The organism is Corynebacterium sp. HMSC071F07 (assembly GCF_001810285.1).
Lineage (GTDB): Bacteria > Actinomycetota > Actinomycetes > Mycobacteriales > Mycobacteriaceae > Corynebacterium > Corynebacterium simulans.
Map to the genome: position 1 here is coordinate 75,583 of NZ_KV800716.1, position 17,449 is coordinate 93,031.

Here is a 17,449-nt window from a genome sequence, read left to right on the forward strand (position 1 = left end):
TCACACAAGGGACTGTCCGATTTCACATCATTTATGCCCGATCAAACATCCCCTGCACGAGGGTGAGGATGCTGGTTGAATGGTTCGCATGCGTGATATCGCCCGCAAATTCGCCCGCACCGCAGCCATACATACCCTTTCAGCTGCGGTTTTCGGTCTGGAAGTGCTCAGCGATCTTACCCCTGGAGTACGCATGACGGGCAGGAGACGTTTGCCACAAAATATGGCGCCCGGCATCTTTGTGGCGGAAATTGCTACCTGGGCCGCAGTCTCCCCGTCGCTTTTGCCACGTCCTTGGTGGGTCACCGCAGCCAACGTCGCCATCGGTCAGGCAGCCGGACATTTCACGGCAACCACCGCTGCGTTTATCACTAAACGCGGCCTGCGCTACATCGGTAAGCGCCCACAAGACAGGGTTGGGCCCGCCACCCGTAGCCGCACCCACCTCGCCCTGGGCGTAATCACGCTTTTGATGGGCGTGCGCTCGCTGCGCAATCAGAGCGAGCAGGCCAAGCTGGTCAACAAGTACAACGAGCGCGGCCCCCAGTCAGCGGCACTCGGCATCGCCATCGGAACCCTAGGTTATGGCAGCCTGCTCGTCATCGGCGAGGCCGCCCAGCTCACCGTCACCCAGCTCTCCCGCCAGGCCCAACGTTGGCTGCCACGCTGGCTGGCGTGGCCATTGGCCGGATCAACCGTGGGTTATCTCATGGCTTTATTTAGTGACCGCATGCTGTGGCGGCGCTTCATTCACGACGCCTCGATGCAGGCGCTGCAGCTTAATAAGCTGGTCTATCCCGGCTCTGTGATGCCGTGGGAGCCTGAGCGCTCCGGCAGCCCGTGGTCCCTGGAGCCATGGACTGCCGTGGGCTCACAAGGCCGCGCCTTTTTGGATCGCGGCCCCCGCGCGCACGACATCAAGGACGTCATGCTCTGCTCTGATGCGCACGAACCGATCCGCATTTTCATTGGATTGGTCCAAGGCCGCGGCCCCATCGCTGCCGCTCAACAGGCGCTCGCCGAGCTGGAACGCACCGGTGCCTTCCGCCGCGACACCATTGTGATTGAGATGCCAGCAGGTTCCGGTTGGATCAACAACTATTCGGTATCCGCCTATGAGTTTTTAACCCATGGCAACTGCGCCACCGTGACGCTGCAGTTTTCCTATCTTCCTTCGGTCTTTTGCTACGTCGTGGACCGCAAAGCACCAATCAATGCTGCGCGCGAACTCATCGCCGCGGTGCAATCACGCATCAACGATATGCCGGAGGATAACCGGCCGAAGCTTTACTTCGCCGGGGAATCTTTGGGCTGCTACGGCATCGTTGAAAACTATCGGGACTTGGAGGAATTGCTGGCGGCTTGCGATGGCGCGGTCTTTACCGGCCCGCCGCGGATGACGGCTTTTACCCGCCGTTTGGCCCGCGCCCGCGACCGCGGTTCATTGGAGCGGCTACCGCTTATCGACGCCGGGCAACACGTCAGGTTCGCTTCCACCCCAGAACACATGGAGCACGACGCCTTTGGCAACGAATACCAGCGCTGGCAGCGCCCGCGCGTGGTCTTTGCCCAGCATGCATCCGACGCCATCGTCTGGTGGGATCGCCGCCTCATCTTTATACGTCCAGACTGGATCCAGGAACCCGCCCCAAGGACGCTGTACGCAGATACCTTCAGGCGCCTGCCATGGGTGCCTTTCATCACCTTCTGGCAAGTAGCTCTCGACCAACTCAATTCGCTCAACGTCCCTGGCGGACACGGGCATAACTATTTCGAGGAAACCTTCTGGTACTGGGATAGCGTGCTCGGCTCACAGGCGCGTACGCAGCTAACGTCAGAACTGGCAGAGCGCATGCGCGCCTTCGTCGAGCGCGACCAGCTAAATAAGCCTTCCGATTTCCGGCACCAGGTAAAAAAGCGTCTATAGCGCTCTCGCCCTAGTGCGTAGCAACTCTTAGCCGCACTTCACGCCGGTGGAATGATGCGGGCAGTAGCCGTGTGGGTTCTTGTGCAGGTACTGCTGGTGCTCGTCTTCGGCGAGGTAATACTCGCCTGCGTCGGTCTCAGATAGCACGACTACTTCGGTGGTGGTGTCACCAAAGCCGGCGTCGGCAAGCTTGCCCGCGTAAGAGTCAACGATGCCCTGAATTTCCACGCGCTCGGCCTCGGTCTCTGGATAAAAGGCCGAGCGGTACTGCGTTCCCACATCATTGCCCTGGCGGAAGCCCTGCGTTGGATCGTGTGCCTCCAAAGCCTTGACCACGAGCTCTTTCAGGCTTACCTGCTGCGGGTCATAGGTAATCTGCACGACCTCCGCGTGATTGGTCAGCCCGCGGCAGACCTCGTAATAGGTGGGGTTTGGGGTGTTGCCGCCGGCATAGCCAACGGACGTGGACTCCACACCGGGGTTTCCCAGAACATTTTCTCCGCACCCCAGAAACAGCCGATGCCGATCACGAGAGACTTCTGCCCCTCCTTCCAGGGGCCGGTAATCGGCGTGCCCAACACAGCGTGCGGCTGCGGATCCAAGATCGGTTTCGCGCGCCCCGGCAGAGCATCTTCCCGGCTAACGATTTTCGGTTCTGGTTTAAACAACCACGACATGTTTTCTTCCTCGTTTCACTCTGAATTTGATGGTTATTTGATGGTTTTCACGAATTTTCTTCGGGCCGTTTGGCCACCGTTTAGGGCCAAGGCCTGCTCTTCGATGCGGACGAGTGTAGCGCGGGGTGGAAAAATTGTGGCGGAATACTTTCAGCGCTCCTATCATTGGGCACCGTACCCAAAGAAAGGAATTAACAATGGCTGTCTACGAACTTCCAGAACTCGACTACGCATACGACGCACTCGAGCCACACATCTCCGCAGAGATCATGGAGCTGCACCACACCAAGCACCACGCTAACTACGTTGCTGGCGCAAACGCTGCTCTCGAGGCTATCGACGCTGAGATCAAGGGTGAGGGCAACGCTGACCGCCTCCGCGCTCTGTACAAGAACCTTGCTTTCAACCTGGGTGGCCACACCAACCACTCCATCTTCTGGAAGAACCTTGGCCCTAACGGTGGCGGCGAGCCAACCGGCGAGCTGGCAGAGGCTATCAACCGTGACTTCGGTTCCTTCGAGGCTTTCCAGAAGGCCTTCAACGCTGCGGCTCTTGGCCTGCAGGGCTCCGGCTGGGCTGTCTTGGGCTACGACCACATCGCTGGCCGCCTGCTCGTTCAGCAGCTGACCGATCAGCAGGGCAACACCTCCATCAACTTCACCCCGCTGCTCATGCTGGATATGTGGGAGCACGCTTTCTACCTCCAGTACAAGAACGTGAAGGCCGACTACGTTAAGGCAGTCTGGAACGTATTCAACTGGGATGACGTTGCTGAGCGCTTCGCTGCAGCTTCCAAGTAAGCGTTAATTCACGCTTTTAGAGCCGGCCTTTACCCGCCTTTGATTGGCAGGAAGGCCGGCTTTCTTTTTGTTTTCACCTACTTCTCGAGCCCTTGTTAGACCCTGCCTTTAGCCCAGGCCCCTTCCACGATGAAGTCGCGGAACTGCGCGACCGGCGGAGCCTCATCTCCTTGCCGCCAGACGAGGCCAAGCTCGCGGTAAGCGGGCGGCTGCAGCGGAACGAGGTTTCTTACCTGCAGGTAGGGGTCGTCGAGGGGCAGAAGCGCGCTACCCAGGCCGGCGGCAACGAGTCCTGCCACAGTGGTTAGCTCCATCGACTCAAAGACCAACCGTGGGCTAAAACCTGCACTGTCTGCTAGGGCGTCGAGAAGCATGCGCGTGCCATACCCGGGAAGCATGCCGATGAAGGGTTCGTCGCGGAACTCGGCGATTCCTACCTCCGCGCGGTCTGCGGCCCAGTGTCCCTCGGGCACGGCGAGCCCCAGCCGCTGTCTCTCGATCTGATGCCAACCTATCTGTGCACTAGTTGCCGGCTCCGCCGCTTCGGGCAAAGTAGGCCGCGGGCCCACCAGCGCTAGGTCAGACTCGCCCGCGAGTACGCGGCCAACCAGCTCTTGCGCCGCGCCTTGATGCAGACGAATATCCACGTTCGGATGCTGTGCGCGATAAGCCTTGACCAGGTCAGGGACCATCCAGGTGCCCAGCGAATGCATGAAATCTAGGCGAACTGCGCCGCGTTCCGGGTCCATGAGCCGGGACACCATATCCCGCCCGGCGCGCTCAGCGGCGAGCATCTTCCGTGCGTGCACTACGAATGCCTCACCGCGGGGTATTGAGCACCAGCCTGCGCCCCACGCGGTTGAAAAGACTTGCCCCCAGCGCACGCTCCATGCGTTGCACTCGGCGGGTGAGCGCAGACTGGGAAATGCCTAGCTCATCGGCCGCGGCGCCCACCTGCCCGAGCTCCGCAACGGCGACGACGCCACGAACGTCATCCAGGTTCATTCCCGCACCCACTTTTCTATATGCGCCGTCTGCATTAAATTTCTAATTTTCAGACATTTTACACATGCATTGCCGCCACGCATGCTGTTTATATGACTAGAACCCGGCGCGCCATGCTCGCAATGCTCTTCGTGGGGCTGGCGATCTTTTCCTGTCTCTACACCACCCAAGCCCTACTGCCCACGCTGGTGGAACAGATGGGGCTCAGCTCCACGCAGGCCGCTCTGACGGTGTCGGCGGCCACGGGCGCGCTGGCTCTATGCGTGATTCCCGCTTCCATCCTTTCGGAGCGATTCGGACGCGGCCGCCTGCTCATCGTCTCAGCGGTCGGTGCGACGCTGCTGGGCTTAGTCGTACCGCTGGCCCCAAACGCAGCATTGCTCATTACTTTGCGTGGCCTGCAGGGCGCGGTGATTGCCGGTGCCCCAGCCACGGCTATGGCCTGGTTATCTGAAGAGCTTTCTGCCACCGATCTCGCCCGCGCGATGGGCCTCTACATCGCCGGCACCTCCATCGGCGGGCTGACCGGCCGCCTCGTGCCCACCGGCATCGTGGAGTTCAGCTCTTGGCGCTGGGCGTTGTTCGGCTCAGCCTGCGTCTCGTTATTTTTCGCCCTCGTTTGCATCGTGTTGCTGCCTGCACAGCGCAACTTCACCCCTAAGGCACTGCGCTTTGGCAACGAGCTACGCGCCATCTTTGGCCATCTGCGAAACCGCAAGCTGGTGGGGCTATACCTGGTGGCATTTCTGGCGATGGGCACCTTTGTCTCGATGTACAACTTCTTAGGATTCCGACTCATCCAGCACTTTGGCCTGGCGCCAGCGCTGGCGGGTTCGGTGTTCCTTTTCTACTTGAGCGGCACGTGGGCCTCGGCTCGCGCAGGCCGGCTGGTACAGCAGATCGGCCATGGAAAGACGCTTTTTGCTTCCTGCCTTCTTTTCACGCTCGGCATCTTTGCCTGCGCTGGGCCCCTTCCGCTAGTTCTGCTGGGCATCGTGGCGCTGACGGTCGGTTTCTTTGCCGCGCACTCCACGGCTTCCGGCTGGGTGGGACACCTGGCCACCCATGACCGTGCGGAGGCCTCCAGCATGTACGTCTTTTGTTATTACTTTGGTTCTTCCGTCCTGGGCGCGGTGGCAGGCCTGCTTTTCGACGCCCTGCCCTGGGTCGGCTTCATCGCCTGTTACGGTGGCGCGACGCTGGTACTGACAGGCCTGACTTTTACCTTGAGAAAAAACGAATAAACTCGTGTTTTATGGATAAATGGTCAGCGCGCACATGGCATCGCCGGGCCTCGCGTCCCGTGACAATCTGGATGATGGTCTTTATCGTTGTGGGCGCCATCCATGCTTTTATCCCAAATGCCCGCTGGGTGCTCATTCACATTTTCACGCTGGGCATTCTGAGCAACTCCATCGTGGTGTGGTCCCAGCACCTTTCTGAGAAGTTCGTGCAACCCCGCCTGCCGGATTCCGTCCGGCCCACCCAGCTCACTCGCATCTATGCTCTCAACGCGGGCATTGTGCTGGTGCTTATCGGTCAATTACTTCTGCATGCGTGGTCACAGCACTGGATACTCACCCAGGTCGGCGCCACGATAGTTGCTGCGATGATTGCCTGGCATGGCGTTTCCTTGTTCGGCCAGTGGCGTGGAAGCAAGGGCAAACGCTTCCGCCCCGTCATTGCCGCCTACGTCGCCTCCGCCTTCTTCCTCGCGGTGGGCGCTGCTTTGGGCGCACTGCTTTCGGTGCATCCTGCTCTCCCACAGCTGCTCATCGCCCACGTCACGGCCAACGTCGCCGGCTTCGCGGGCTTGGCCGCGGCCGGCTCGCTGACCATCTTGTTCCCGTCCATCTGGCGCACCAAGGGCGTCAACAAGCGTATGCGCCCGAGCTTCCTTTTGTTGGCGCTCGGCGTTGTCATCACCTTGGTCGGCACCATTGTTAACCACCCAGAGTTCGGGCTCGCAGTCTACTGCGTGGGCTGGGTCTTAAGCCTCGAGGGGTGGGTCACCAACGTACTAAACGTGGCTAAGGATCCGCGTGGGCGGGTGAACTACCCTTCGATCTCCGTTCTGTGCTCCGCTTTCTGGCTGGTAGGCGCGCTGACCTACTACACGGTGCAACACTTCTTTAGCCCTGAGCCCGGCATTCCCACGCTTGGACTGGTGGTGGGCTTTGCCGCGCAGCTCCTATTTGGCGTGATGAGCTACCTGCTTCCCATCACAATGGGCGGCGGCCCGGCAGCCACCCGTGCGGGCCTGCAAGAGCTCGACCGCCTCGGCCTGCTGCGCGCCACCTTCATCAACGGCGGCGTGGCAATCTGGATGTCCTCGACGACCGTCTGGGTCACCCTGTGCGCCGCCCTCTTGTGCATCGGCTCCCTCGCGGTTTACCCGGTGCTCATCGTGCGCGCGGTGAAAGCCCAAAAGGCAGTGCTGCAGAAGAAGGCCGAGGGGCCTGCCCCGGAGACCACCGTTGCCTGGCACCAAGTGGGCATAGGCGCTGCCATCCTGGCACCACTGCTGCTGTTCTAATACGCAGACTCGTCGCTTACAGCGGCGGTTCCGGCGTATCCAGGATCGGAGGATTCTAGAGAGATTAGATAAAGCCCCAAAGGCTAGATGCTAGAAAGCGCAGGTACGCCCGGCGCGCCGACACTCATAAAATCGCGCACGGCCCGAGTGGCCTGCACGTCGCCAGAATTATAATCAAGGATTTGCTGGCGAACTTCCATATCCCCTGCCAATGCTTCGCGGCGGGCGTTGACGGATTCCTCGCCGTCGAAGTCTTCGGGCCATTGAAAACCGGCAACGGGAGCCACGGTCTTAAGGCCGAGCCCATAGGGGCCCACAAAGTTGCGCTTAACGTAGACAAACATGTCGACCCATTCGGGCGAGGCGATGAACTCTTCGACCTCATCCAACTGCGGAGCACCAAAGCGCTTGGCGGACATGCGCATCCAGTGGTTCTCACCGTGCGCGGAATAGCAATAGGCCGCGAAGGTCTTGCCCGCGGCATGCGTCTGGGCGCGCAGGCCCATCAGCCACTCCCAGAACTCCGCGAAGTTAGCGGCCTCAGCGCGCCCGCCGAGCGGTTCCCAGGTCACGAAGGCGTGGTACTCACCCTCATACCAAGCACCCCAGAGATAAGCGCCCTGGTCCAGGTAGGCCTCCATGTCCACATCGACTTCGACGTCGGCACGTGGCACGGTGAGTCCGGGCTGAGCGCTCTGTGCAGTTTCATCGCGGCGCAAAAGTGGCTCGCCCACGCGCCAGGCCTTGGCGAGCTGGGAGGGCTCGCCCAACTGGGCGTCGATAAGCGCTTGCACCGTCTCAATGCCCTTTTCACGGTAGGCCTTGGCGCGATCGCCCGGCAGGAACAGTGAAATGTCGTCGCGGGCGCGCAGCTCAGGCTCGCACAGCTTCCAGAAACGGCAGGTTGCGCACTCTTTGACGCGGCGTGGACCCGTGGGCAAAGGCTGCGCCAACGCACTCGCGACGTCGAAACGTGCGGTGTCGGTGAAAAATACCCGCGAGCGATCCTGGCCAATCGCTCCGCCCCGGCCCGAATTTAGATCAAGGTCCTCCAGCGCACGCGCGGCAAATGCCAGACGATAGCCGTCGACGGAATGATGCCGCAGCTTATAAGGCACCTCTAGTGGTTCACTAAGGCCTACCCTGTGGGTGGGCACCGCCAGAGTGCGCGCATTTTCGTTACGGCGCGCTACGCGGTGATTCGAGACGATGATCGGCGTATAGGCCTCCCCCTCACGCAGCAGAAGGTCTATTTCTACCTTCCATTCGCCGGTGGCGAAAATGGCTCCCGTAATATGCGTGTATCCATAAGCCAACGCTTCTAGCGTGGCCATAGAACGCTCCCACTCATCACCTTCCAAGTCGATGCGCCGGAAGCGGCCGGGAGCCTTGACCGGCAGGTTCGCCATCGCGGCTTCTACGGCGGCCACGTGCCTTTCGGCCCGGGCCTTGGAGGCCTCAGTTGGTTGGATCTCCGGATGGGCACGCCGCTGCACCAGCCTATAGCGGCACCCCACGAGGTCCGCAGCACCAAGCACATCCTTCACAACGGGTGAGCTTAATAGAACAGCAAGGTAAAGTTGAACCCAGACAATTAAGTAAAGGAAAAATTTATGAGCATCGTGAAGAAGATTAGGAAGGCTCGCCGCGAAGCACGCGCCGAGGTCAAGGCCGCTAAGACCCGCGTCAAGGCAGAGGTTAAGGAAGCATCCAAGGCCCAGAAGCGCCAGCAGAAGATCCTGGCCAAGCAGGAAAAGGCGCTTATCAAGTCCGAGGAGAAGGGCCTTAAGAAGCGCCGCAAGCACGAAAAGAAGATGGCACAGCTCGAGCTCGATAAGCTCAAGCACGGCCGCCTTAACAAGGACAATGTCAAGCGTTACGCCGGCGCTCTGCGCACCGCTGCCCCACTGCTGCTGCCGCTCGTTTACCGTGGCATCGTTGCGGCACAGGGCCAGCTTGAGGCCAACCGCGCTAAGAAAGCCGGCCTGACCACCGATCAGATGGCGGCATTCTCCGGCCACGGTGCTTCCTTAAAGGCTCGCACCGCAGGCATCCGCAACACCCTCAAGGATTCTGATCTCCCGGCCGGCTTCAAGCGTGACGTAAAGGAGCGCCTCAACGAGGTTGATTCTTCCATCGATAACGCTGAGTACATGACCGACCAGCAGCGCCGCCGCGTGCACAAGACCATCAACGCGGAGATTGACAACATCACCGCTGAAATCCAGCAGCGTCTGTCCGCATAAGGTCGACCAGTAATATCCCGTTTCCCCCTGTGGGCAGTAAGGCCGAGAAGGCTCTACAACACGCCCTGCTCGCGAGCAGCCGCCACAGCGGAGGTACGCGAGCGCACGCCCAGCTTGTCGTAGATGTGCACCAGGTGGGACTTCACGGTTGCCTCAGACAGCATGAGGTCTTGGCCGATCTCACGGTTGGAAGCGCCGGCAGCCACCAGCTTGAGTACCTCTAGCTCTCGCGGGGTCAACGAGGTGCGCGGAGTGCGCACGCGGGTCATCAAACGATCTGCCACGATCGGCGAAAGCGCCGAGTCACCATCTGCGGCGGAATGCACGGCAGCGAGCAGCTCGTTCGGCGGAGCGTCCTTGAGCAGGTAGCCCACTGCGCCAGCCTCAATGGCGCCGAGAATATCGGCGTCGGTGTCATAGTTAGTCACTACGAGAACCTTCGGCGGATGCGCCATGGAGGAGCGAATAGCTGCGGTTGCCTCAGCACCGCCCATCACGCGCGTGCCTTCCACGCCGGCACCGAAGCGCAAGTCCATCAAGATGACATCGATTCCGCCGGCCTGTGCCGCGGACACCGCGGCCTCCGCAGTTGCCACCTCGCCTACAACCTCGATGTCTTCAGCGCCTTCGAGTACGGATCGCAGCCCGAGGCGAACGATCTCGTGGTCATCGGCCAACAAGACCCTAATCACGCGCGCTTCCTCCTAAAGTGGTCGAGACAATCATCCAAAAGTTTAATCTACCGTGCCGCCCAAGGGCATACTAACTGACACCGCAGTACCGGAACCTGGTGTTGACTCCACCACGACCTCACCGCCGAGCTCCTCCGCGCGCCGGCTCATAGCGCTGAGCCCAATATGCCCCAGGCCCGCGGGCTGGTCCTGCACCTTCGCTACGTCAAAGCCATGCCCGTTATCCACGACGTCGACACGCACCTCGTCCGGGGCATAAGTCACGGTGATGCGCGCGCGGGTGGCACCCGCATGCTTGACGACGTTGCCCACCGCGCCCTGCGCGATACGCAAAAGCGCCGCCTCTACCTTCATCGGCAGCTTAACTTCTTCACCTTCTGCCTCCACCTCGACGTTCACGCCGCTAGTGGCCGCGAAGTTCTCAGCCATGCGGTTAAGCGCCGCCTCCAGTGAAGCCTCCGCCAGCGCGGGTGGTTGGAGCGCCGCAATCATGGCGCGGGCTTCGTGCAGGTTATCGGCCGCAGTTCGCCGCGCGAGTTCGATGCGCTCCTGGGCTCGCTTGATGTCTTCCTTCCCCAAGTCCCGATCTGCCGCATGCAGCAGCATCTGGATGGAGGAAAGCCCCTGAGCCAGGGTGTCATGAATCTCGTGCGCGATGCGCTGGCGCTCTGCGATCATGCCGCTTTCACGTTCCGATTCCGCCAGCTGCGAACGCGTCTCGATGAGCTCGCGATTCATCAGGGACAAGGCTCGGAATGCGTAGTAGATAGCCACCGTCACTAGCGCAGAGACCGCAGGTCCCATGACACCGCCGAAGGTCAACCCACCCGGGATCTGCATGATCACCGAAATCGCCGTCGCCGCAATGACGCAGACTATGCCCACGTACAGGTCCAGTACGTAGAGATACAAAAAGAACAGCGCGAAGACCAGGTAAATCGCAACGGGAGCGACGAACATGTCTGCCATCCACACGACGGATAGAATCACCAGCCATAGGTATCGCACGCCCTTTGGCCATTGCTCAAAAAAGACCGAGCCTGCGAAGTAAATTGCCGCAAACGCCGTCAGCAGCAACAGGTTAATCACGGCCTGCCACAACGGCAGGCGCACCGTGCTGAAGATGGCCACCACGAGCAAGGTCGCGGTAAGGATATGAATGCCATTGCGCAAAGCCTCAGTCTCTGAGGAACGCTGGTCTATTGTGGACATCATGCGCAAAAGCCTACTGTCCGGCCTTCTGGCCGTCACGCTCGCCCTCGGCGCCTGCAGCTCCCAGGAGACCGCATCCACCGACTCCGCACCCGCGCCTCACGACGCCGCGCCGTCTTCCGCGGCTCCAGGAGACGGCCTGCCCGTCGATGCCACCGCCGAGCCGAATGCCGAAGAAGCCTGCCCCTATCTCGATACCCAGTGGGTAGCTGATACGAATGGGCAGAGGATGACCCGCACGGCCGTCGACAAGCGCTTTAGCACCCCCGCGTGCATCTTCTGGTCCTATCCGGAAGACCCGCAGGCCACGGTCGTAGTCCGCGAGATGCCGGACGTTGAACAGGCCCGTGCCGTGGTGGATTGGGCCGCCCCGGTCGATTCCACGGAACTAGCCGAGTTCGCAGGCTGGTCCGGCGGCCGCGGCGTCTTCGACGAAGCATATTCCGTATACGCCGTGCAAAAGGACAACAAGGCCGTGCTGGTGTGGTCGAATCAGCTCCAGACCTTGAAGGCTGAGCTCATCGCCCAAGAGGCGATTAAGAACTTAGGGCTTTAAACCGCCACGTCGTTATACGGCATTATCGTCGAAACCCACGGGAAAATAACCTCCATCAGGAGGAAAAATACGCCAACCGCAATCGCGAGCACCAACACCACTTTGACGGCGGTGGGCCCTGGCAAAAGATTCCATAGTGCGCGATACATCTAGCTCTCCTCCAGTACGGCAGGGGTCTTGCCCTCTACCTTCGGTTCATGTGCGACTTCCATGGCATGGACAATCATGCGCTCCGCATTCGAAAACTGCGGGTGGCAGGTGGTTAGGGTGAGCAAGGCTTCCGACGCCTGCTCGACCGGGGTATCCCAGCCCGGGACAGGGGCGATAACCCCGACATCGCCAGGCAGCGTGATATGCCGACCGCTCAGACCTTGGTACTCAGGCTTAGCCTTCTGTTCAGGGCTAAAGCAATCAGCTGGCGCGCCGTCGATTGGCAACACGCGGTAGGTTATCCACTCCGACTGGGTTTCGACCACGATGGCATCGCAGGTCTCAAGATTAGCCAAGTCATTAAATGAGGCACCCTTGCCCACGCGGTGGCCGGCGACGGCGAAGTTTCCGAGTTCCCCCGGCATCTGACTATCGGTGTAGCGACCTGGACCGCGCAGTAGATCCTCTTCCTGCGTGCCTTCAATGATGGCGAATTGGAAATCCGAGCCGAACGTCGGGATATACATCCGGGCAAAGGCCTCACCCAGCTTGGGGTGGAGTTTTCCGCGGGGGTTGTGCCACTGAGTTTCCAAGTTTTCGCTCGCCTTTTCCTGCAGGCGGTCAGACTCTAGGTTGGTCCAGTAGGCCTCATAGAAGGCAAAGAGAAGCAAGATGACGCCACTGGTCAGCAATAGCTCACCGATGACGGTGCTCACTCTATTTTTGCTCATAATTTAAACTTAATCGCTGTACAGTACAGAAAGCCCTATCCGCGCCTCGTGAAGGATTAACATGCTCGAAATATTCATGTACCCGGTCTCCGGAATCATGAAGTTGTGGCACATACTTTTCGCCCAATTCCTCGATAGCTCGCTGGCGTGGTTGGTGGCAATCGTCTTCCTTGTGATCACAATCCGTAGCTTTATTGCACCGCTGAATTGGCTTTCGGTGAAGTCGGGGCGCATTGGCGCGCTCATGCGCCCAGAGCAGGTCGCTCTCAATGCCCGCCTCAAAGAGGCAACCACGGTGGAAGAGGCGATGGAGATCCTCACCGCGCAAAAGGAACTGCGTGAGCGATTCAAATTCAACCCGGCGGTAGGCTGCCTGCCCATCTTCATCATCATGCCGATGTTCTTGGGCCTCTACCAGGTGGTTTTGCGCGCCTCCCGCGAGGGCAACAGCGACCATGTGGGCCTTTTAAATCCCGCAGACGTCGCGGCATTCCGCACCACCTTGCTCAACGGAGTACCGATTACGGATTTCGCCCGTGAGCACAAGGATCTTGTGATTCCCATCTTGGTGCTAGCGCTTTTGTTCACCGTTCTGAACATGGTCATCACGCTTTACCGCTCTTATCTGACCACGCAGTTTGATAAGAAGTTCAACCGCCGCATGCTCTGGTTTACGGTCCTGCTCATCTTCTTGGTGCCGTGGCTGCTGTGGAACACCGCAATGAACGCACCTATCCCGGTGGCAATCATTTACTACTGGGGCTGGACGTATCTTTACACGCTCATCCAGACAGTGGTTTATGAGCTAATCCTGCGCCGCCGTTACCCGCTACCAGAGGAAGTCCATGCCTTCCGCCGTGAGACCATCGGCCGCTGGCGTTCCAAGGAAGAAAAGCGCAAAAAGAAAGCCCGTTCCGGCAAGGAGGCAAAGAAACAGGCTAAGGCGAAGCGCAAGGAAAACATGCGCATCGTGGCGCAGGCTCGCAAGCAGCTTAAATCGAATAGTCAGCAGGAGGCGCAGAAAGAAGCTGAATAGCCAGTTCGCGCGCGGTCTTCAGCGGTGAAAGGTCACGGGTAAGGCGCGCGCCTGCCATGCCGCCGTCCAGGAAGATGAGCAGCTGGCTTGCCTGCGTGGCAGAAGGATAGCCGTTCTTTGCGGTAAGCAGCGCAGTCATGGTGTTGTGCACCCAGGTGCGGTGCTCTACGCAGGCTGCCACGATGCCGCGTTCAGCATCGGTTTCAGGGCGTGGATATTCGCCCGCCGCGTTTAAGAAGTGGGAGCCGCGGAATTCGATTCCTGGCTGTTCCTCGATTGCTTTATCGAAGAAGGCCAGCACCTTCTGGTGCGGATCGGTCATGTTTGCGGTACGGGCTTCCCAATCGGCCCGATACTTTTCATCAAGCGACTCCACATATGCAATGACGAGGGCGTCTTTAGAGCCAAAGAGGGAATAAAGGGATGCCTTGGCCACATCCGCCTCGCGGAGAATGCGGTCAATACCGATGACGCGAATGCCCTCGGTGGTGAAAAGATTGGTTGCGGACTCAAGGAGTCGGCTGCGCGGACTCGGACGGTTCCTGCGCGATTTCTTTTCTGGCATATCCTCTCCTAAAACGACAAAACCGGTTCATCTATACAATATAGACAAACCGGTATGTACGCTAATTAACCCTGTTTACTTGGGAGACTTCTTGGTAACCAGGCCGACAATCCACAGAAGCAAACAAGCGCCCAAGGTGGCGACGACGATCATCATGATCCATCGATTCGGGGAGTCAAAACCAACAAAGGACATAATGCCTGCGCCCAAGAGGCCGCCAAGTACACCGACGATCAGGTTGGTCAGAAGGCCGTGATCACGCTTCATAATCTTCTCTGCCAACCAGCCAGCGATAATGCCGACGATGATCGATCCGAAAAATCCTAGGCCCATGCCCATAGCTATCTCCTTTTATTAGTTCTTTCAGCTACAAGCACTATGGTGCCAGCAAAAAATATAAACACAAAAGGGACGATCTGCGTTTCCGCAGGTCGTCCCTCGAAGCGTTGATGAATCGTTAGTTAATTGCCAGGGAACCCCCAGAAACTAGCGCTCTATTCTCCGGAGTCCGGACGCACAACCATCATCGGGCATGGTGCCGACTGCAAGAGTGCGCGGGAGGTGGAGCCAAGAAGCATGCCCTTGAATCCGCCGCGGCCGTGGGAGCCAACGACGAGCAGCTGGGCGCCATCAGCGGCGTCGGTAAGTGCGCGGACCGGACGGTCACGAGCAATAACCTTCTTGACCTGAACGCCTGAGTACTCCTCTTGAAGGGAAGCAATGCGCTCGCTGAGCAGCTCTGCCTGCTCCTTCTCCACGTCTGCCCACTCAGCCTGTGCGGCGGAGAGGCCAGCGAGGGAAGCCTGAACCTGCATGTCCATCCAAGTGTGAACCGCGATGAGCTCGGCGCCACGGGCATCTGCTTCCTTGAAGGCATAAGCGGTAGCCTTCTGGGAAACCTCAGAACCATCGACACCAACAACAACCGGACCGTACTTGTTCAGCTCGGTGACGTTGTTGTTATCACGAACCACAACAACCGGGCAGGCAGCGTGGGAAACCACGGAAGCGGAAACGGAACCCATCACCATGCCGGAGAGACCACCCATACCGCGGGAGCCCATGACAATCATCGTGACGTCCTTGGACATTTCCAGCAGCATGTCAATCGGGGAGCCTTCAGCCACCGTGTGGCCGATCTTCAGATCCGGCGAAACCTCATGAGCGATGGCGCGGCCTTCTTCGATCTTCTCCAGAGTTTCTGCCTGCAGATCATCGAAGAGTTCCTTCGGAGGGACCATGCCCTCTGCGTACAGGAATTGCGGCATGGTGTAGCTGGAGGCAATGCGCAGCGGAATGCCGCGCTTGGTTGCGGTGTTAGCAGCCCAACGAACAGCGTTCTTGGAGGCTTCCGAACCGTCTACGGCAACAACAACAATGTCTTCCTTGGCCATGATGTTTTCCTTTCAGCTGGTTATACCCTCAGTCTAGTACGTACTAACCAATCTCCGCAGTAGTTGCAGCGCCTGCATTAGCTGGGAAAAATACGGAGTACAAGAACTCCGCAATCTGTGCGATTACGGCGCCAATGCCGTTAGAGAAGAATTCAATTACCGGTGCGAGAAGAGAGTCAAAATCCATGGGAAACAGACTAGTGCATATGCGCAAGGGGTTCAGCCCATTGCCAATTAAAGATGGTCTGAATCCGACCAGGGTGCGCGTACCGGCCGGCCCAATTACAGCCTGGGCATTTTTGGAAGAAGTGATTACAGCACAGCGCCATCGCAGTCCGCTTGACGACGCCGCGGCGCTCCAGGCGCGCTTCGACAACAATGAGGTGGTTCTGCGCGACCAAACGGTCCTGCGCTCGGATACACTGCTCAGCACCGACACTGACGTGTTCTTCTACCGCATGCCGGCGCCCGAAACACCGGTGCCCTATGACATCCCGATCATCTATGAGGACGAGCACCTGCTCGTAGTAGACAAGCCGCCATTTATGGCAACGATGCCGCGCGCAAAGCACATCGTCCAGACGGCCACTGTTCAGATGCGCCGCAAGACCGGAATCGACGAACTCACACCCGCGCATCGCCTCGACCGACTTACTTCCGGAATCTTGGTATTTACAAAGACGAAGGACGTACGCGGCGCCTACCAGACACTATTTGCGGAAAGGCGTGTGCAAAAGACTTACGAGGCTATCGCCCCGCTTTCCGACGTCGCGGCGGGCACCGTGTGGGAGTCACGCATCGAAAAGACCCCTGGCGAAATCCAAGGGCGCATTGTGGACGGCCCCGTAAACGCGATCACCATCCTCGCCGACGTGACCGCTGTGGACAACACCGGTTACGAAAATATTCATGGCAAGCAACCCCCGCTCGCCCGCTACACGCTCAAGCCGAAGACGGGTAAGACCCATCAGCTAAGGCTCCACATGTGGCAAGCCGGCGTACCCATTCTCGGCGACCCCGTGTACCCCGTCATCTATCCCGCCGACGCGGAGGACATGCGCGTCCCAATGCATCTCACCGCAACGCACATCGCATTCACCGATCCACTTTCTGGCAAACCTCGCGAGTTCTCCTCAAACTTGCCACTAGTCGCCCATAATTTCCTTCACCCATAAATGTTGTAATTCGTACGTCGATCCCATCGAACTTTTCACCAGGAAAATTACGAGCGTCTACAAACTCATCTTTTACCCAACCCACTAAACCGAAAAGAAATAAAAACAGCCGACCCGCATTCCAAACTTTCAAAAGCCGTGCCTCGCCCACATTAAAATGCAGCGCGCATTAGAGCATTCATGCTCAAGCTATCGTGCCCTGGACCCGACCAGAAAGCAATAACCCTGGCGCGAGCAAACCACCAAACAGGCACGACCCGTTACAGCAACCACGTACAAGCCGCAGACTTAGAGTTATAGCCCGCAGCATAAGGTCACCCCGAACGACTAAGACTCAACGCTCCGCAGACGATGAAGTCGGAGCCGCCGCGACGCAAACGAAACGACAAAACTTGAAAGGGCGACTTACCTCGGTGAGGTTGCGATTCCCCGAAGCTACACCGGCACCGTAAGCCCCATAGCAACTCCGTACCCCACTCGTCGCCACTACCCAAGGACCAACCGGTCCACGGCTGCAATCGCAATAGAGAAATCGACGGCGAAATGTCTACTTTCATGCGATCCATCCATAAGAAGCGTTTCGACACTGTGCTTTAAGCCGAGACTAAGGACGGCGAATTGGAACAGTCACCGACACCGTCGCCCACGGGCAATAAATCAGTCCGGCGGCGCGCCGCTATCAGTGAAACTGTCTCTACCTGCACATTCACGAGACGGACAAGCACCAATTGTCAGATGCGAGTTTTT

General features: G+C 59.0%; 17 protein-coding genes and 2 pseudogenes. 8 read left to right on the forward strand and 11 right to left on the reverse strand.

Annotated elements, in window-relative coordinates; genetic code table 11:
• Positions 1 to 79: 79 nt before the first annotated feature.
• Positions 80 to 1,927 (forward strand): alpha/beta-hydrolase family protein, encoded by a 1,848-nt coding sequence (locus tag HMPREF2724_RS10830; RefSeq protein WP_083306133.1) that lies wholly within the window; start codon positions 80 to 82, stop codon positions 1,925 to 1,927.
• A 27-nt stretch (positions 1,928 to 1,954) separates the two neighbouring features.
• Here HMPREF2724_RS10830 and msrA read toward each other — a convergent pair.
• Positions 1,955 to 2,604 (reverse strand): annotated as a pseudogene (msrA, locus tag HMPREF2724_RS10835) (peptide-methionine (S)-S-oxide reductase MsrA).
• A 197-nt stretch (positions 2,605 to 2,801) separates the two neighbouring features.
• Between msrA and HMPREF2724_RS10840 the strand changes: the two are divergent.
• Entirely contained in the window at positions 2,802 to 3,404 is a 603-nt protein-coding gene (locus tag HMPREF2724_RS10840) for a superoxide dismutase (RefSeq protein WP_061925107.1), read from the forward strand.
• A gap of 95 nt (positions 3,405 to 3,499) precedes the next feature.
• On the opposite strand, the pseudogene HMPREF2724_RS10845 reads toward HMPREF2724_RS10840, so the two are convergent.
• A pseudogene (locus HMPREF2724_RS10845) lies at positions 3,500 to 4,409 on the reverse strand (LysR family transcriptional regulator).
• Between the two features lie 92 nt (positions 4,410 to 4,501).
• Here HMPREF2724_RS10845 and HMPREF2724_RS10850 point away from each other — a divergent pair.
• Positions 4,502 to 5,653, forward strand: a complete 1,152-nt coding sequence (locus HMPREF2724_RS10850; protein ID WP_070588560.1) for an MFS transporter — start codon at positions 4,502 to 4,504, stop codon at positions 5,651 to 5,653.
• Positions 5,654 to 5,664: 11 nt separating this feature from the next.
• Entirely contained in the window at positions 5,665 to 6,945 is a 1,281-nt protein-coding gene (locus tag HMPREF2724_RS10855; protein WP_246818254.1) for a copper oxidase, read from the forward strand.
• 83 nt (positions 6,946 to 7,028) lie between these two features.
• Here the strand turns inward: HMPREF2724_RS10855 and HMPREF2724_RS10860 are convergent, their stop codons facing one another.
• Positions 7,029 to 8,492 carry a TM0106 family RecB-like putative nuclease gene (locus tag HMPREF2724_RS10860; protein ID WP_083306134.1) on the reverse strand — a complete coding sequence of 488 codons (1,464 nt, stop codon included), beginning with the start codon at positions 8,490 to 8,492 and terminating at the stop codon, positions 7,029 to 7,031.
• Positions 8,493 to 8,558: 66 nt separating this feature from the next.
• Here HMPREF2724_RS10860 and HMPREF2724_RS10865 point away from each other — a divergent pair, with 66 nt between their 5' ends.
• On the forward strand, positions 8,559 to 9,191 hold the full coding sequence (locus HMPREF2724_RS10865; RefSeq protein ID WP_070433101.1) for a DUF6474 family protein: 633 nt from the start codon (positions 8,559 to 8,561) through the stop codon (positions 9,189 to 9,191).
• 53 nt (positions 9,192 to 9,244) lie between these two features.
• Here HMPREF2724_RS10865 and HMPREF2724_RS10870 read toward each other — a convergent pair whose 3' ends face one another.
• Together HMPREF2724_RS10870 and HMPREF2724_RS10875 are read right to left on the reverse strand one after the other, a co-directional pair.
• Entirely contained in the window at positions 9,245 to 9,883 is a 639-nt protein-coding gene (locus tag HMPREF2724_RS10870) for a LuxR C-terminal-related transcriptional regulator (RefSeq protein ID WP_061925116.1), read from the reverse strand.
• A gap of 42 nt (positions 9,884 to 9,925) precedes the next feature.
• Positions 9,926 to 11,098 (reverse strand): sensor histidine kinase, encoded by a 1,173-nt coding sequence (locus HMPREF2724_RS10875; protein ID WP_070588562.1) that lies wholly within the window; start codon positions 11,096 to 11,098, stop codon positions 9,926 to 9,928.
• Here HMPREF2724_RS10875 and HMPREF2724_RS10880 point away from each other — a divergent pair.
• Positions 11,097 to 11,651, forward strand: a complete 555-nt coding sequence (locus HMPREF2724_RS10880; RefSeq protein WP_061925122.1) for a DUF2020 domain-containing protein — start codon at positions 11,097 to 11,099, stop codon at positions 11,649 to 11,651. The two genes, HMPREF2724_RS10875 and HMPREF2724_RS10880, sit on opposite strands and share 2 nt — an antisense overlap.
• On the opposite strand, the gene HMPREF2724_RS12905 is transcribed toward HMPREF2724_RS10880, so the two are convergent.
• Positions 11,648 to 11,800 (reverse strand): hypothetical protein, encoded by a 153-nt coding sequence (locus tag HMPREF2724_RS12905; protein WP_162839577.1) that lies wholly within the window; start codon positions 11,798 to 11,800, stop codon positions 11,648 to 11,650. The two genes, HMPREF2724_RS10880 and HMPREF2724_RS12905, sit on opposite strands and share 4 nt — an antisense overlap.
• Positions 11,801 to 12,532, reverse strand: a complete 732-nt coding sequence (locus HMPREF2724_RS10885) for a class E sortase (RefSeq protein WP_070588565.1) — start codon at positions 12,530 to 12,532, stop codon at positions 11,801 to 11,803.
• A gap of 61 nt (positions 12,533 to 12,593) precedes the next feature.
• Here HMPREF2724_RS10885 and yidC point away from each other — a divergent pair, with 61 nt between their 5' ends.
• Entirely contained in the window at positions 12,594 to 13,568 is a 975-nt protein-coding gene (gene yidC / locus HMPREF2724_RS10890) for a membrane protein insertase YidC (protein ID WP_061925128.1), read from the forward strand.
• Here yidC and HMPREF2724_RS10895 read toward each other — a convergent pair.
• The 4 genes from HMPREF2724_RS10895 to HMPREF2724_RS12910 form a co-directional block, all read right to left on the reverse strand.
• Positions 13,525 to 14,133, reverse strand: coding sequence for a TetR/AcrR family transcriptional regulator (locus tag HMPREF2724_RS10895; protein WP_061925131.1), 609 nt, complete (start codon positions 14,131 to 14,133; stop codon positions 13,525 to 13,527). The two genes, yidC and HMPREF2724_RS10895, sit on opposite strands and share 44 nt — an antisense overlap.
• A 75-nt stretch (positions 14,134 to 14,208) precedes the next feature.
• The gene (locus HMPREF2724_RS10900; protein ID WP_061925134.1) at positions 14,209 to 14,472 is read right to left on the reverse strand and encodes a GlsB/YeaQ/YmgE family stress response membrane protein; all 264 of its coding nucleotides are present in this window, start codon (positions 14,470 to 14,472) and stop codon (positions 14,209 to 14,211) included.
• Between the two features lie 155 nt (positions 14,473 to 14,627).
• Positions 14,628 to 15,527: a universal stress protein gene (locus tag HMPREF2724_RS10905; RefSeq protein ID WP_061925137.1), complete on the reverse strand. Its 900-nt coding sequence runs from the start codon at positions 15,525 to 15,527 to the stop codon at positions 14,628 to 14,630.
• Between the two features lie 43 nt (positions 15,528 to 15,570).
• Complete coding sequence (locus tag HMPREF2724_RS12910; protein WP_162839578.1) at positions 15,571 to 15,714, reverse strand: hypothetical protein; 144 nt, start codon at positions 15,712 to 15,714, stop codon at positions 15,571 to 15,573.
• Between HMPREF2724_RS12910 and HMPREF2724_RS10910 the strand changes: the two genes are divergently transcribed.
• The gene (locus HMPREF2724_RS10910) at positions 15,662 to 16,702 is read left to right on the forward strand and encodes a pseudouridine synthase (protein ID WP_082778664.1); all 1,041 of its coding nucleotides are present in this window, start codon (positions 15,662 to 15,664) and stop codon (positions 16,700 to 16,702) included. The two genes, HMPREF2724_RS12910 and HMPREF2724_RS10910, sit on opposite strands and share 53 nt — an antisense overlap.
• The last annotated feature ends 747 nt before the right edge of the window (positions 16,703 to 17,449 follow it).